The sequence below is a fragment of the Jannaschia aquimarina genome, assembly GCF_000877395.1.
Lineage (GTDB): Bacteria > Pseudomonadota > Alphaproteobacteria > Rhodobacterales > Rhodobacteraceae > Jannaschia > Jannaschia aquimarina.
The window spans coordinates 16,567-29,304 of record NZ_JYFE01000043.1 but is presented as its reverse complement, the minus strand read 5'-3'; the positions used below and the strand labels follow the sequence as shown (position 1 = coordinate 29,304).

11 protein-coding genes and 3 pseudogenes are annotated in these 12,738 nt (G+C 66.4%); 8 read left to right on the top strand and 6 right to left on the bottom strand.

All coding sequences use genetic code 11. From position 1 onward, the window contains the following. Window positions 1–350: 350 nt before the first annotated feature. Window positions 351–1,410: pseudogene (locus tag jaqu_RS12280) on the bottom strand (IS110 family transposase). A gap of 108 nt (window positions 1,411–1,518) precedes the next feature. Continuing rightward, window positions 1,519–1,641 (bottom strand): annotated as a pseudogene (locus jaqu_RS22105) (IS3 family transposase); the annotation flags it as partial. A 330-nt stretch (window positions 1,642–1,971) separates the two neighbouring features. Here jaqu_RS22105 and jaqu_RS12275 point away from each other — a divergent pair. The 8 genes and pseudogenes from jaqu_RS12275 to jaqu_RS12245 all read left to right on the top strand — a co-directional run bounded on the left by jaqu_RS12275 (window position 1,972) and on the right by jaqu_RS12245 (window position 6,647). Next, window positions 1,972–2,424, top strand: a complete 453-nt coding sequence (locus tag jaqu_RS12275; RefSeq protein ID WP_043919285.1) for an RrF2 family transcriptional regulator — start codon at window positions 1,972–1,974, stop codon at window positions 2,422–2,424. Between the two features lie 20 nt (window positions 2,425–2,444). Beyond that, window positions 2,445–2,648 carry a YgaP family membrane protein gene (locus jaqu_RS12270; RefSeq protein ID WP_043919284.1) on the top strand — a complete coding sequence of 68 codons (204 nt, stop codon included), beginning with the start codon at window positions 2,445–2,447 and terminating at the stop codon, window positions 2,646–2,648. A gap of 1 nt (window position 2,649) precedes the next feature. Next, a complete protein-coding gene (locus jaqu_RS12265; RefSeq protein ID WP_043919283.1) occupies window positions 2,650–3,078 on the top strand; it encodes a YeeE/YedE family protein in 429 nt (142 codons plus the stop codon). 1 nt (window position 3,079) lies between these two features. Further along, entirely contained in the window at window positions 3,080–3,514 is a 435-nt protein-coding gene (locus jaqu_RS12260) for a DUF6691 family protein (RefSeq protein WP_043919282.1), read from the top strand. Between the two features lie 19 nt (window positions 3,515–3,533). After that, window positions 3,534–4,415, top strand: coding sequence for an MBL fold metallo-hydrolase (locus jaqu_RS12255; protein ID WP_043919281.1), 882 nt, complete (start codon window positions 3,534–3,536; stop codon window positions 4,413–4,415). 391 nt (window positions 4,416–4,806) lie between these two features. Further along, window positions 4,807–5,081: pseudogene (locus jaqu_RS21105) on the top strand (SulP family inorganic anion transporter); the annotation flags it as partial. A gap of 319 nt (window positions 5,082–5,400) precedes the next feature. Continuing rightward, window positions 5,401–5,832 (top strand): rhodanese-like domain-containing protein, encoded by a 432-nt coding sequence (locus jaqu_RS12250; RefSeq protein WP_043919280.1) that lies wholly within the window; start codon window positions 5,401–5,403, stop codon window positions 5,830–5,832. Beyond that, window positions 5,829–6,647 (top strand): alpha/beta hydrolase family esterase, encoded by an 819-nt coding sequence (locus tag jaqu_RS12245; protein ID WP_236687851.1) that lies wholly within the window; start codon window positions 5,829–5,831, stop codon window positions 6,645–6,647. Before jaqu_RS12250 ends, jaqu_RS12245 begins: the two co-directional genes overlap by 4 nt. On the opposite strand, the gene mdoH is transcribed toward jaqu_RS12245, so the two are convergent. The 4 genes from mdoH to jaqu_RS12225 are packed head-to-tail and all read right to left on the bottom strand — an operon-like array spanning window position 6,648 to window position 12,674. Further along, window positions 6,648–8,468, bottom strand: coding sequence for a glucans biosynthesis glucosyltransferase MdoH (gene mdoH / locus jaqu_RS12240; RefSeq protein WP_043919278.1), 1,821 nt, complete (start codon window positions 8,466–8,468; stop codon window positions 6,648–6,650). Then, window positions 8,465–9,997 (bottom strand): glucan biosynthesis protein, encoded by a 1,533-nt coding sequence (locus tag jaqu_RS12235; protein ID WP_043919277.1) that lies wholly within the window; start codon window positions 9,995–9,997, stop codon window positions 8,465–8,467. Before jaqu_RS12235 ends, mdoH begins: the two co-directional genes overlap by 4 nt. Then, a complete protein-coding gene (locus tag jaqu_RS12230; RefSeq protein WP_043919276.1) occupies window positions 9,994–11,292 on the bottom strand; it encodes an OpgC family protein in 1,299 nt (432 codons plus the stop codon). The genes jaqu_RS12235 and jaqu_RS12230 overlap by 4 nt, the downstream gene beginning before the upstream one ends. 26 nt (window positions 11,293–11,318) lie before the next feature. Continuing rightward, entirely contained in the window at window positions 11,319–12,674 is a 1,356-nt protein-coding gene (locus jaqu_RS12225; protein WP_043919275.1) for a tetratricopeptide repeat protein, read from the bottom strand. Window positions 12,675–12,738: the final 64 nt, after the last annotated feature.

Genomic DNA, 12,738 nt, shown 5'->3' with positions numbered 1-12,738 from the left:
TCGGGCGCCTTGCTCGCGGCGCCCTTCTCGAACACGCCGGACGCCCCCTCAAGCAGCGCGCTCGCCATCGCCCTCGGACCGTGTATGGATGGCCTCTTGGCAAGAGCTTCGTTTGGGTCTGGCTGTTGGTCGATCGCGGCCATGTATACGGCGTCTGATCTGCGGCATGTCGTGCCGCGCACCCTGATGAAGTCCGCAGGAGCGGTTGGAGCCCGATCAATGGCTCGCGGTCTGCGCCGCACCGGTCCGAACTGGGTGTCGCCATCCGTCCTGTCTCCGCCTCTGCCATCACCTCACGCAGCGTCTCACCGTCTCGGGGCTGCCGGACAGGTCCGGTTGCGATCTTGATCTCAGCCGGGCACGGCCCGGTAGCTCTCGCCGCGGGCGATGAGGGCCCAGACCGTCCGGGCCATGCGCGCGGCCAGCGCGACGGCGACGATCTTCACCGGCTTCCTCGCGAGCATCCGGTCAAGCCAGTCGGGCGCGGCATCGGTCGACGAAGCGCCTCGACCCCGCCTCGCGCTGATGCGGGCCATGGCCCCGAGATAGAGCAACCGCCGCAGGTAGCGGTTCCCCGCCTTCGAGATCCGGCCCAGCCTCTCCTTGCAGCGGGACGAATGGGCCCGTGGCGTCAGCCCGAGCCATGCCGCGTAGTCGCGGGCGGAGCGGAAGGCGGCGACGTCGGGCGTGGTGGCTGCGAAGGCAGACGATGCGATCGGGCCGAGGCCGGGAATGGTGGCCCGCCGTCGCGCCAGCGGGTCCACCTTCTGGGCGGCGGTGACACGTGCCGTCGCCGCGTCAATCCGCTTCTCCAGGTCGCGCAGCTGACCGGCGAGCAGATCGAGCGCCGGGCGCGCCGCCTCCGGCACGTCGCACGCGGCGTCGAGCAGCCGGTCCAGGTTGGGGATGCCCTTCGCGACGACGATCCCGAACTCCGACAGATGCGCGTGGATCGCGGTCGCCGTCTGGGTCCGCCGGCGGGCGAGAAAATCCCGCGCCTTGTGATCCGGGAGCGCCGCCTGCCGCTCGGCGGACTTCACCGGCACGAAGCGCCTGGTGGGCCGGGAGACGGCCTCGCGGATCGCCTCGGCGTCGTTCCGAGGCTTTCGCGGCGCCACTGGCGCCACGGTCCCCTTCACCGTCCGTCTTCCCGCGTTTCACGTAGGGCTTCACCTACGCCGGAGGCATCAGCCGCACCTCATGGCCCAGCCCGGTCAGCTCTCGCGCCCAGTGGTGCGCTCCGGAGGACGCTTACATCCCTACGAGGCACGGCTCCAGCCGCTTGAAGACCCCCAGCACCCGGGACCGACGCAGCTGGCGGCGGACGACGACCCGCCCTTCCCCATTGACGCCGTGAACCCGAAAGACGCTCTTGGCCAGATCGAGGCCGATCGTGACAGGCTGCTCCATGGATGGCTCCCCGTGGTGGAAGGCTTCGCAGCCCCCACCCCGGCACATCGCGATGCCGCAAGCGGGGCCATCCAAACCATCAATGGCGGACAACGGCTCACTCCACTGGTGGATCAGCGTCGAATGCACCTCGAACCGTGCCGCCAGCTCGGCCACCGTCTGCTCGCCGCGCAGTGCCTCGAGCGCGACCTCCGCCTTGACCGCGGCCGCGTACCGCTTTCTCTTCGCCATATCGTCCGTGTCCTTCTCGACAACGAGGATGACCTCAGATCGTAGCTTCCGTCAGTATCCAACGTCCGGGGAGTAGCTCAGTCCACCTGTGAAGTCCCATCCGAACATAGCCGGCGGAGCAGTTGAGAAGGGGACGGACCAGCAGCATGGCTCAGACGATTGAGCCGAGACGGGCACGCCGACGGGTCCCTCGCTAGCGTGGGCCTCGAAGTCGTGTGTGGTTTTTCCGATCCGGATGGTGATTTCACCGTGACAGTCCGACGGTTGCCAATCCCAACCATTAACATGTATCATAGATATATGTAATCGGAACAGATCTAGCTCGGGTCGATGCGTCTGACTGCCTATACGAACCACGCACTCCGGACGCTGCAGCTCGCCGCGCTCCGTGCCCCCGACCTCGTGCGCGTGGACGACGTCGTCGGCGTTCACCGCCTGAAGAAACCCAATATCGTCAAGGCGGTGCACGAGCTCGGGCGCGAGGGCTATCTCGAGACGCAGCGCGGGCGCGGCGGCGGCTTTCGGCTCGCCCGTCCGCCAGAAACAATCACCGTGGGCGAGGTGGTTCGGCTGACCGAGGGCGACCTCGATCTCGTCGAGTGCTTCAACCCCGAGACCAACACCTGCCCGCTGCTGGGCGTCTGCCGCCTGTCGCGCAAGCTGCGCGAGGCGACGGCGGCCTTCATGGCCGTGCTCGATGACCTGACCATCGCCGACATCGCCGCGAACAAGGGCCAGCTCATGGCCCGCATCGACGCCGTGACGACCAAGATCGCCGCTTGATCCAAAGGAGGACAAAAACCATGACCCGCAACGAAGGCACCATCGACCGCGCGCTGCGCGGCATCGCCGGCCTCGTCCTGCTCGCGCTGGCGTTCTTCGCCGGGCTGACCGGGGCGCTCTACTGGATCGCGCTCGTGGTCGGCATCGTGATGCTCGCCACAGCCGTGACCGGTTTCTGCCCCGCCTACCGCTTGCTCGGCCTCAAGACCTGCTCGGATTGCTGAGATGGAGACGGCGTTCACTCCGCTCCCCTCGCTGGGCGGCGGCCTGCTGATCGGCACGGCGGCGGTGCTGCTGATGGCCTTGCTCGGCCGGATCATGGGCGCCACCGGGGTCCTTGGCGGCCTGCTGCTGCCTTCGGACGGATCCGAGTTCGCCTGGCGCGCCGCGCTTGTCGGAGGGATGGTCACTGCGCCCGTGCTGCTGGCATTGACGGGCAACCGCGTTGCCGTCGAAGTGCCGGTGACGCTGCCGATGTTGATTGGCGGAGGTCTGCTGGTCGGCTTCGGGGCAGCGCTTGGCTCAGGCTGCACATCGGGCCATGGCGTCTGCGGAATGGCGCGGCTGAGCCCGCGCTCCATCGCCGCCACCCTGACCTTCATGGCGACGACGGCCGCGACCGTCTTCATCATCCGTCACGTCTTGGGGGCCTGACATGAAACTGATCGTCGCCTACGCCATCGGCCTGGTCTTCGGGCTGGGCATCTCGATCTCGGGCATGGCCAACCCAGCCAAGGTGCTCAACTTTTTCGATTTCGCCGGCACGTGGGACCCCAGCCTCGCCTTCGTCATGGGCGGCGCGCTGCTGGTCGCCTTCTTCGGCTTCCGCGTCGTGCTACGGCGTCCGGCGCCGATGCTGGCCGATGCGTTCCAGGTTCCCGCAATGCGAGAACTGGACAGGCGCCTGATCGGCGGGTCGGCGATCTTCGGCATCGGCTGGGGTATCGCCGGCTTCTGCCCCGGAGGCGCCCTTCCCGCCTTGGGCACCGGTCTGGCCGACGTCTTCGTCTTCGTCGGCGCGACCAGCGTCGGTATACTTGTCGCACGGCTGGGTCCGAGATTGTTGGGGGGCCGCCGCGCGGCTGCCTGACACACACTGGAGGACTGATATGACCTACCCCGTCGACATCAGCATCAGGCCCGACGTCGAAGCCTTCTTCGACCCGGCCACGAACACGATCAGCTATATCGTGAAGGAGCCCGGGAGCGATGTCTGCGCCATCGTCGACTCCGTGATGGACATCGACTATGCCGCCGGCCGAATTACGTATGACAGCGCCGACAGGCTGATCGCGCGCGTTCAGGAGCGCGGGCTCGAGCTTGAGTGGATCCTCGAGACCCACGTCCATGCGGATCACCTGTCGGCCGCGCCCTACATCCAGCAGAAACTGGGTGGGAAGATCGGCATCGGCTCGAAGATCACGGTCGTTCAGGAGACTTTCGGCAAGATCTTCAACGAAGGAACCGAGTTCCAGCGCGATGGCAGCCAGTTCGACGCGCTTTTCGAAGACGGAGACACCTTCGCGATCGGCGGGATGAATGCGTTCGCCATGCACACGCCGGGACATACGCCGGCTTGCATGGTCTACGTGATCGGCGATGCGGCTTTCGTCGGGGACACCTTGTTCATGCCGGATGGTGGCAGCGCGCGCGCCGACTTCCCGGGCGGTGATGCGGGTCAGCTATACGACTCGATCCAGAAGGTCTTGGCTCTTCCCGACGAAACCCGGCTCTTCATGTGCCACGATTACGGGCCCAACGGTCGCGACATCCAGTGGGAGACGACCGTGGCAGACGAGAAGGCGCACAACATTCACGTCGGCGGCGGCAAGACCCGCGAGGAATTCGTGAAGTTCCGCACCGAGCGCGACGCGCAACTGGCGGTCCCCAGTCTCATCATCCCCTCGCTGCAGGTCAACATGCGCGCGGGCGAAGTGCCTCGCGACAAGGACGGCAATCCGATGATGAAGGTGCCGGTCAACGGTCTCTGAAAGACCGATCGGCAAGGCGGCCACGAGCATGGTCGTCAGGAACATCACCGACTGCCCGTTGGTTGGCGGGGCCAATAGACGTGACGAAGCTGAAGCGAATGGATTTCCGCGCCATTACGCCGAACCGGTCGGATGGCGAGTGTTCTGACCAGAGGCCCTTGGCGGATGCCGAGACCGCGCAATGAAATGAAGCCTTTGGACGCGGGATAGGCCCGATGCCGGCCCCGTCTCGGACAATGACATGCGTGAGCAAGCGCTCGTAATGGTCGAAAAACCGGTCATCGACATGGGTGGCTAGTCGCCAAGGGGACAACGCGCCTGCCACCGCACCCACCGGCTGACGGTCGAGCGCGGCAGGATCATTCTGGCCGAGTTTGGCTATGGCGGCACGCTGGCCGGCCTGCCGCCCGAGGCCGGGATCTATGCCTCGATCGCACCGATACTCTTCTATGCGGCATTCGGGACGTCGGGCAGCCTCGCGGTAGGACCCGTCGCGGCGATGTCCCTTTTGACGGCCTCTGCCGCAGGTGACGTGGCGGCGTAGGGCACGGGGGATACATTATAGCCGCTCTGACACTGGCGTGCCTGTCGGGAGTGGTCATCGTTCTGCCGGGCGTCTTGCCTCCGCGCTTCATCGGGAACTTCCTCAGCTACCCGGTCGTCGCCCGCTCGTCGGGTCGAGGGCAGCCTCTCCTTCCCGAAGGCACGCTCCCTGAAAGATCTCATAGAGGCCCGTGGCACCGACGGCTGCGGCATCACCGACGGCGTTCCGATGATAAGCCGCGTCAACGAGATCGGGCGAACGACGTGCCTCATACTCCGATCCGCTGCAGGCTCCTGCATCTTTCCTCCCCTGTCGCGCTCTTTACTTCCCTTGCGGAGAGACGGACGCGCCGTCCCCGTCAGGCCGCAGTTCCATCTTCAAAAAAATGCCTTCACCAGGACTTTACTTCGCAAGCCGCCGCGGACCCGCTAGCCGAATTCCATGAACCTCCGGCGACACCTCCTCATCATCGGCACGGCGGCCGCGATCTTCGGGAGCTGGATGTGGTCGTCCGCCGACCGCTTCGATGGCGACGCGCTCGATCCCCAGGCCGTGCATAAGGCCGCAGCAGTTGGCAGCATTCTGCTGATCGACATCCGCCGACCCGACGAGTGGGCGACGACCGGCCTGCCGGAGCACGGACACGGCATCGACATGCGCCGCGACGACTTTCAGGAAGCGCTGCTTGCTCTCGCCGGCACCACGGAACGGCCGATCGCCCTGATCTGCGCGCGCGGGGTCCGGTCCGATCGGTTGAGCGCGCGCCTGACGCAAGCCGGCTTCACCCGGATCATCGACGTCCCGGAAGGGATGCTCGGCTCGTCCGCCGGGCCCGGATGGCTAGCGCGAGATCTCCCGGTGAGCCGCCCGTGAGGCGTGCTGCACTGGCCCTCACCCTGCTGTCGACGCCTGTCGCTGCGGATTGCGTGCGCGATGCCGATCCGTGCGAGATCGCAACGGGGACCTATCGCATCGCTCTGCCCGACAACGCCGACATTCCGGTTCCCGCGATCCTGTTCCTGCACGGGTTCGGCGGCACCGGAAACGGGACGTTGGGCATGACCGCCACCGTAGAGGCGATCACCGCCCGTGGTTACGCGATGATTGCACCGGATGGGACCGAGATGGATGGCCGCGGCGGACGGCGATGGTCATTCCTGTCCGCACGTCCCGCGGATCGGGACGAACCCGCTTTCCTGGCCGACGTCGTGACGGATGCAGCGTCGCGCCACGGCATCGACCCGGACCGGGTGCTTCTGGCTGGGTTTTCCGCCGGAGGGTTCATGGTGACCTATCTGGCCTGCGCAGCCCCGGAAGCGTTTCCGGCCTACGCGCCCATCTCGGGGGGGTTCTGGCGGCCGCATCCCGACGAATGTGCCGGACCGGTCAAGCTGTTACAGACACATGGGTTTCGCGACTCGACCGTTCCGCTGGAGGGACGGCCGCTGCGTGGCGGAGACTTCGTCCAAGGCGACATCTTCGAGGGTCTGAGCATCTGGCGCGATGCCAACGGGTGCGCCTGGGACGATCCCGACGCATATTCCCAGAGCGGGCAGTTCGACCGCCGCCGCTGGGATTGCGTCGAGGGATCGGCGCTGGAATTCGCACTGTTTCCGGGTGGCCACCGCGTCCCCGAGGGATGGGCCGATATGGCGATCGACTGGTTCGAAGCCGTTACCGCGGACTGATCACTCGGCCGCCACGGGTGCCACTGCAGCGCGCAACTCCTCTCGCCAGCGGCGTGCGCGCGAGGCCACAAGGGGTGGACGAACCTCTTGCGGCGTGGGCAGCAGCCGAGGCAGCGGCATGGACGAGATTACCGAAAGCGGCACGGCCAGCAGCAGGCTGATCATGATCGGACTGAGCCACGGCGAAACGTAGCCCGTCGCCATACCTGCTGCGAGAAGGCCACCGATCCCGGTCTCGACCCAGTGGAACCGCGCGATATCACCCAGTGGCCGGCGCGTCCCTTCGGATTTCGGAGTCCAGTCCTGACGCAGGCCCAGCAGCGCGGCGAGCACGGCTTTCGATTGCTGCACCATGAGGATCGGCGCGTAAGCCACTGACAACACGATCTCTAGGGCCAGGGACGCGACGAAGCGCCCTGCCCCGCCGAGCCGTGCGACGGGCGTTCCTGCCGCCACCAGCGCGACCGCGCCGATGAGCTTTGGCGCGAGCAACAGCCCGTAGAGCACAAGCATCAGCCAGACGTGATCGACGGGCGACATTTCCGGCCAGTTCGGCATAGTCGGGTTTTCGGGCGAGAAGTAATTGATGACCGATTTCTCGGCGCTCACCCCGGTGACCGCCCACAGCGTCAGAAGCGTAAGCCAAAGCGGTGAAAGGAGATAGCCGACCGCCCCGTGAAAGAGGTGAAATCGGCTGAGCGCGTGGAAGCCTCGCGTACCCAGAAGCCCCAGATGCTGCATGTTGCCCCGGCACCAGCGGCGATCCCGCAGGCAATGGTCGATGAGCGACGGCGGCGTTTCTTCAAAGCTGCCCCGGATGCGCGGCAGGAAGCGGACGGTCCAGCCTGCCCGCCTCAGGAGGCCCGCTTCGACGAAGTCGTGGCTGAGGATCAACGATCCACGAAGATGCGGCAACCCGGCCGAAGACGCGAAGGCACGGATGCGGATGATAGCGTTATGGCCCCAGTAGTTGCCTTCCCCCCCGGTCCAGCGAGCCAAACCCTCCGCCAGGGCGGCACCGTAGATCGCATTCGAGAATTGCTGGGCGCGGGCGAACAGGGTCTGGGCGCCGATCAGCCGGGGTGCGGATTGGATCAGTCCTGCCGACGGATCCCGCGACATCGCATCGGCTAGGTCGCCGATGGCGCCGGGCCCCATGAGGCTATCTGCATCGAGGAGGACCATCGCCTCGTGCGCGCCGCCCCACCGGGTCAACCAGTCGGCGATGTTGCCGACCTTGCGGTCCGTGTTCGTTGCGCGGCGGCGGTAGAAGACGCGGCGGCCCGGCAGGCGCTCTCGCAGGGTGACAAAGGCGGCTTCCTCGTCGGCGATGGATCGCGGGCCGCGGCTGTCGGAGATCAGATAGAGACTATAGGAATGGCCGCGAGGCTGCCGTTCGAGGGCCTCGAGCATGGCGGCGGCGTTGCCGAAGACGTCCCATGCCGCCTCCTCATGGACCGGGACGACGAGTGCGATGTCCAGCGGCCGGACCGGAGCGCCGGCAGCGGGGGCCTTGAACTGCATCGAAAGGGCGCCGCCCAGGACGGTCGTGAAGGTCAGGGCAATCCAGAAGAACCCCAGGCCGATCAGTGCGGCCAGCACGGCCTCTGCCCAGGTGGTCCCATCGGTCGCGAACCAGGTGAGGAAGCCCCAGAGCAAGAGAACCGTGGCACAGGCGGCCGGAACGAAGGCCGCGGCCCGCCAGAGCATGACCGACAGGTCGATCCGGCCAGTGCCGGGGGCCGTGGTGTCGGTGAAACCCCGGCCCAGATCCTGGCGGGGATGCGCCAGCGGCGCCTCGGGGGGCATCCAGCCGGTCATGCGCGCGTCCAGCGGTAGAGCCAGACCTCCGAGGCGGCCCGATCGTCACGGGTGAGTTGTGCGCGTAGCTCGACGGCATCGGCATCGGCGGGGTCGAAACTGAACGACAGGCGCGCGCCGCCCGTCTCCGGGTTGTGCTGGAGAATGCCGTCGGAGACCGCGCCGCTGTTCGAGGCGGTGAAGATGCGGATATCGGAAAGATCGCCCTCGAGCAGAGCGTGGGGCTCGAACTCGATGGCGGCCACTTGCCGGTCGCGCGAGAAGTTGTCTCCGATCAGCGTCTCGGTCACGCGGGGCACGTCGCGGCGGGGCGGGGCCGCGCCGTTCGTTTCCGTGCCCCAGGTCATGCGGTAGGCAAAGCTGTGCTCGGAGCCCGCGGCCAAGGGCTCTCGCGGTCGCCAGTAAGCGACGATGTTGTCGTAGATCTCCTCGTCCGACGGGATCTCGACAAGCCGAACGACCCCTCTGCCCCAATCACCCGACGGTTCGATCCAGAGGCACGGGCGGCGTTCGTAATGCGCCTCCAGGTCTGCGAAATCGGACAGGCGGTCCGCACGCTGCATGAGGCCGAAGCCGCGCGGGTTATCGTCCACGAACGAACTGACCTGGAGCGTCGTCGGATTGGCGAGGGGTCGCCATATCATCTCTCCGGCGCCGTTCCAGATCAGAAGGCCATCGCTGTCGTGGATCGCCGGGCGGAAGTCGCGGAACCTCCACCGGTTCGTGCCGTCATAGAGAAACATCGACGTGAGCGGTGCGAGGCCGACATGATCCAGATCGACGCGCGGGAAGAGCGTCGCTTCGACCTCCATCACGCATGCCGGGCCCGGCTGGATCGTAAAGCGGTAGGCCCCCGCCACCGAGGGCGAGTCGAGCAGTGCGTGCATAACGATACTGTCGTCACCGGGCACGGGCTCTTCGACCCAGAAGTGGGTGAAATCCGGAAACTCCTCGCCCTCCGCATCGCCCGTGCGCAACGCGAGGCCGCGCGCGGACAGACCGTAGACCTGTCCTTCGGCGATGGCGCGGAAGTAGCTGGCCCCCTGGAAGACCGCGAATTCACGGAAGATGCCGGGCGTGTCGAACTCTGTCCGCAGCCGGAGGCCGGAATAGCCCATCGTTTCGTCAATCGGCAGGTCGGGCGCGCGGTCGGTCCGGTCGAAGAGGTCGTAGTCGAAGGCCAGGCGGTGCGCGGTGTCATCCTGCACCACATCGACCTCGACCGCGCGGGGGAAATAGAGGCCGGGGTGGAACAGGTCCATTCGGAAAGGCGCATCGGTCCCCTGCCAGACGGCCTTTGAGGTGTTGAACCAGATCGTGCGGTATTCGTCGTAGGTAAGGTCGCGCCAGGGCCGCGGCACGCTGGGGCGCAACTCGAAGGGACGTGAGGCAAGATCGCGCGCCATTTCCCGCACCGTGTCAGCGCCGAAGGGTTCGGATGACAGAAAGCGTGGCATCTCCGCGCGCACGGGCGCGCCCGCCATAAGGGCGAGCGCCGAGAGACCGCCCAACAATCCCCGCCGGGTCATCGCTTGACCCTCCACGGTTGGGATTTGAACCATGCGGCACTGTGCGCGCAGGCGACCAGAAGGCCGAAACCGGTCAGGTTGATCAGCGTCCAGGTGAAGGCGTCACGACCGATGACGTCGAGCAGGTAGCCATTCACCCGTGCCAGGACCATCGAGAAGATGAAGACGGCGAGGCTTTGCTGGCCGACCTTTGTGATCACTGCGATCAGTTCGTCGTAGATCCGTGCCACAAGGCCGCGCCCGGCAGAGATCAGTCGGTGCCCCCCCTCGCCCGCTGCAGCCCAGGCGAGGTAGGCCAGAGCGAGAAAATGGATGTAGTGCAGCGGCCCGAAATCGGTCTTGTCGAACCATGGCCGATTGGCCTGACGCCAGTCGTAGACGGGGTTGCAGCGCCCGAAGCCGGTCTCGGTGCATCCAGTCATCGCCGTGTAAGCATCCTTGACCGCCTCGATCTGGAAGAAGCGGAAGCCGACGGACGATAGCACCATACTGACCAGTACCACCGCCAGCGCCAGACCGATCAGCCAGGCGGTGACGGGCGGGCGTGGGATCCAGCCGCGCATGAAGGCGAAGCCGGTGAAGAAGATCAGCTGCCAGCCGAAGGGGTTGAAGAACCAGTTCCGGTCCGACCAGGGCTCGGCGGGGAAGGCGAGATGAAGCTGCGGCACGCCGGCCCAGACAAGGAAGGCCTCTTGCGCGAAGATCCAGACCGTCAGTGAACAGGCGGCCAACAAGGGCAGCGAGATGCGCGCCAGCAGGACCACGACAGGCATCATGACGAGCACGATCATGTACATGGGTAGGATGTCGAAATAATTCGGCACGTAGGTCAGGGTCAGCAGCGCCGGAAGCTGCGTCGCCGGATCCTCGAAGAACCTCACGAGATTGAGGCCGCCGACATAGCTCTTGTCCGGATGCCAGCCCGTCGCGTCGATCGCGGCCAGCATCGCGGCAAGGGCCACGAAGAGGCAGATATGCGCCCAGTAGATCTGCCAGACCCGGTAGGCCACGCGCCCGGTGCCCAACACCCAGCCCGCACGGTCGAACGTGCGTCCGAAGGCGATGGCCGAGGCCATGCCCGAGCAGAAGACGAAGATCTCGGTCGCATCCGAAAAGCCCCAACGCGCCGGGATCCAGAGCGTCCAGGCATTGCCCGGCGTGTGGGCCAGCAGGATGATGAACATCGCCAGCCCGCGGAACACGTCCAGACGTGGATCGCGGATCGCCTTGCCCGCCGTGGCAGTCGTGACCGGCGTCGCGCCAGCATAGGCTGTATCGGGGGTCGTGGTGGCCATGCGCGTCTTTCGAGGTCGGGCCAGTACTACGCCCTCGCCTCCTGCGGGCAAGCGAATTGCTGCGCTTGCGCGATCATCCGCTGCCGCGCCGCAGCGTAGCCGTCTTCATGGCCGCGCCGGTGGGTCCGGTCGACCAACAGCGCACGCGCATCATCCAGGCGGCCGGCCCGCAGGCCAGCATCTATGGTCATGCGTTCGAACACGTCGCGCTGGGCGTGGCTTCCGCCGGCGGCCTGCATGTGCGGGCGGGCGGCCTTGAGATGGACGAAGGCTTCGGCCCATTGACCGTCGCCGAACGCTTCGAGGCCCTTGGCCGCCGAAAGCCCCGGCTTGGCCACCCGTGCCTCGACCTCGCTTGTGCCATCGGCGTCGCGGGCGATCCGGGCGAGCATTCTCGTGGTGGCATTCTCTCGACCCTCGTGGGTGAGAGCCATCAGGTAATGCAGGTCGGCAAAGATCAGGCAGCCGTCCTCCGTGCGCGTCTCGGAGAAGTCGGCCAACTCCTGCCAGCGATCGCCCACGTCCATGCCTTCGAGTTCGAGCCGCAACAGGAGCGACGTCGCATTGGAGATGTCGCGATAATCGTCGGTCTTCTCTGCCCGGACGTGGTCGTCATAGAGAGCGAGCGCCTCGTCGAGGCGGCCGAGATCGAGCAGCATCAAAGCCTTGTGCCACCAGACGTGGAAGCGAAAATTGTTGCAATGAGCCCAGGCCGCCTCTCGCCCGGTAAGCCAGGTCAGTCCCCCTTGGGCATCGCCGGTCATGTCATGGACATGGGCCACGGCATGCAGACCCCAGGCGTCATCGGGCGCGAGCGTCAGAGCCGCGCGGCCCGCGAGTTGGGCGGCGGCGTAGTCGCCCGTCTCTTCCAGCGCGAAGGCGTGGCAGCCCAGAAGGTAGCCGCGGCCCGGATGGTCGCCGGCATAGCTGTGCATGACCGTTTCGATGGATGCCCTCATGCCATGAGAGTCGCCGATGACGAAGCGAAGCGCGTGCGAGAGCTTCATCAGGAGCGTATCGGTGGGTGCACGGGTCAGAACGCCTTCGAGCACGGCGATCCCCTGGGAAGGGTTGCCTGCAAGGACGTGGGCCAGACAGGTGGCAAGCGCCCGTTCCCGCTCCGTCTCGCCGCCGCCGAGACCTTGCGCGCGACCGAGGGCGGCGCGGGCGTCCTCCATGAGCTCCCTGCGCCCGAGAAGCGCGTAGAACAGGCCCTTTAGCGCGTGTGCCCCTGCGAAGTCGGGCGCGAGGTCCAGCAAGCGGCCGAGATGGACCGGGGTGGATGCGCCGTGCGCAAGGAACGCGAGGCACGTCGCGTTCCACTCCTCCAGCGCCTCGCGGGATAGCGGGACCGGCTGGTCGAAGGCGTCGGTGAGGGTCATGGCGGCTCCGCGGATTCTTGTGCTCTGCCCGATCCGGCTTAGACGGCATTCCGTCTTGCGCACA

Bases quoted from the DNA above. Each gene is read 5' to 3' on its own strand.
- jaqu_RS12275 (WP_043919285.1), top strand. From the start codon at position 1,972: ATGCGTCTGACTGCCTATACGAACCACGCACTCCGGACGCTGCAGCTC.
- jaqu_RS12270 (WP_043919284.1), top strand. From the start codon at position 2,445: ATGACCCGCAACGAAGGCACCATCGACCGCGCGCTGCGCGGCATCGCC.
- jaqu_RS12265 (WP_043919283.1), top strand. From the start codon at position 2,650: ATGGAGACGGCGTTCACTCCGCTCCCCTCGCTGGGCGGCGGCCTGCTG.
- jaqu_RS12260 (WP_043919282.1), top strand. From the start codon at position 3,080: ATGAAACTGATCGTCGCCTACGCCATCGGCCTGGTCTTCGGGCTGGGC.
- jaqu_RS12255 (WP_043919281.1), top strand. From the start codon at position 3,534: ATGACCTACCCCGTCGACATCAGCATCAGGCCCGACGTCGAAGCCTTC.
- jaqu_RS12250 (WP_043919280.1), top strand. From the start codon at position 5,401: ATGAACCTCCGGCGACACCTCCTCATCATCGGCACGGCGGCCGCGATC.
- mdoH (WP_043919278.1), bottom strand. From the start codon at position 8,468: ATGACCGGCTGGATGCCCCCCGAGGCGCCGCTGGCGCATCCCCGCCAG.
- jaqu_RS12235 (WP_043919277.1), bottom strand. From the start codon at position 9,997: ATGACCCGGCGGGGATTGTTGGGCGGTCTCTCGGCGCTCGCCCTTATG.
- jaqu_RS12230 (WP_043919276.1), bottom strand. From the start codon at position 11,292: ATGGCCACCACGACCCCCGATACAGCCTATGCTGGCGCGACGCCGGTC.
- jaqu_RS12225 (WP_043919275.1), bottom strand. From the start codon at position 12,674: ATGACCCTCACCGACGCCTTCGACCAGCCGGTCCCGCTATCCCGCGAG.